The organism is Craterilacuibacter sp. (genome assembly GCF_051659485.1).
GTDB lineage: Bacteria > Pseudomonadota > Gammaproteobacteria > Burkholderiales > Chromobacteriaceae > Craterilacuibacter.
Window position 1 is genome coordinate 1 of the sequence record NZ_JBOFOO010000064.1, and the last position, 1,668, is coordinate 1,668.

Consider the following 1,668-nt stretch of genomic DNA (forward strand, 5'->3'; position numbering starts at 1 on the left):
GGCTGGCGCGTGCCCTCGCCCGATGCGCGCGGGGCGCAGGCTGGCGAATCGGCACGCGATGTGGCGCTGCGTGCGGCGCAATCCCTGGAAAACCTGCTGGCCAAGCACCACACCGAAATCGCGGCGCTGATTGTCGAACCGCTGGTACAGGGCGCGGCCGGCATGGCGATGTATGACGCGGCCTACCTTGGCCGGGCGCGCGAACTGTGCGACCACTACCGGGTGCACCTGATCGCCGACGAAATCGCGGTCGGCTTCGGCCGTAGCGGTACGCTGTTCGCCTGCGAACAGGCCGGCATCCGCCCCGACTTCCTGTGCCTGTCCAAGGGCATAACCGGCGGCACCCTGCCCCTATCCTGCGTGCTGACGACCGACACGGTGTATCAGGCCTTCTACCACGACGATGTGACGCGCGGCTTTTTGCATTCGCACAGCTACACCGGCAATGCACTGGCGTGCAGCGCGGCGCTGGCGGTACTCGATATCTTTGCCGAGGATGATGTGCTGGCACGCAACCGCGAGGCGGCACTGCGTTTCGATGCGCTGCTCGCGCCGCTACAGGCGCACCCGCAGGTGCGCCACTGGCGCCGCTGCGGCATGATCTGGGCCTTCGATGTGGATAGCACCCGCGCCGACTTCGCGCAGGCGTTTTTTAGCGCAATGCTGGCGCAAGGCTGTTTGGTCCGCCCGATCGGCAAGACGGTGTACTTCATGCCGCCTTATGTGGTGGCCGAAGACGACATGGCTCTGCTGCGCGATGCCACGCTTGCGACACTGGATCTGCTGGCACAAGACAAGGGCAGCGATGCGCGAGAAACGCCGCTGCCCTAGGCGGGCTTAGGCCGCAGGCCCCAAGCCGTGCGATCAGATCGCAGCGGCCAGACGGCTGCCCTGATCGATGGCACGTTTGGCATCCAGTTCCGAGGCCACATCGGCGCCACCGATCAGGTGCACGGTCTTGCCGGCCGCCAGCAGCGGTGCCTGCAGTTCGCGCAGCGGATCCTGGCCTGCGCAGATGATCACATTGTCGACCGGCAGGGTCTGGGTTTCACCCTTGATGGTGACGGTCAGGCCTTCATCGCTGATACCCTCGTAGCTGACGCCCGCCACCATATTCACCCGCTTCATCTTCAGGCTCTCGCGGTGGATCCAGCCGGTGGTCTTGCCCAGGCCCTCGCCCACCTTGCTGTTTTTACGCTGCAGCAGCCACACTTCGCGCGCACTTACCGGCGCATGCGCACCCTTGGGCGACAGGCCGCCGGCCGTTTCGCCCCGGGTGTCCACACCCCACTCGTCCATAAAGGCGGCCACATCCAGCGAGGCCGATTCGCCTTGCTGGGTGAGGAATTCGGCGGTATCAAAACCGATGCCGCCGGCGCCGATAATGGCGACCTTGCGGCCAACCGGCTTGCCGTGCTTGAGCACGTCAAGATAGGACAGCACCTTGGGGTGATCGATACCGGGGATGGCAGGCAGGCGCGGTGCGATACCGGTTGCCAGCACCACTTCGTCAAAACCGGCGAGCTCATCGGCAACCACCCGCTTGCCCAGTGCCAGCTTCACGCCGGTACGGGCAATCCTGCTGCCGAAGTAACGCAGCGTCTCGTAAAACTCCTCCTTGCCCGGAATGGTTTTCGCGATATTGAACTGGCCACCAATCTCGTTTGC

General features: G+C 64.7%; 2 protein-coding genes. One reads left to right on the forward strand and one right to left on the reverse strand.

Annotation, left to right across the window (positions count from 1 at the left end; genetic code table 11):
- Positions 1–831, forward strand: an 831-nt coding sequence (locus ACRC1E_RS02210; RefSeq protein ID WP_438513473.1) for an aminotransferase class III-fold pyridoxal phosphate-dependent enzyme, incomplete at its 5' end; no start/stop codon positions are given.
- A 33-nt stretch (positions 832–864) separates the two neighbouring features.
- On the opposite strand, the gene ACRC1E_RS02215 is transcribed toward ACRC1E_RS02210, so the two are convergent.
- A partial coding sequence (locus tag ACRC1E_RS02215; RefSeq protein ID WP_438513474.1) for an FAD-dependent oxidoreductase occupies positions 865–1,668 on the reverse strand: 804 nt, incomplete at its 5' end.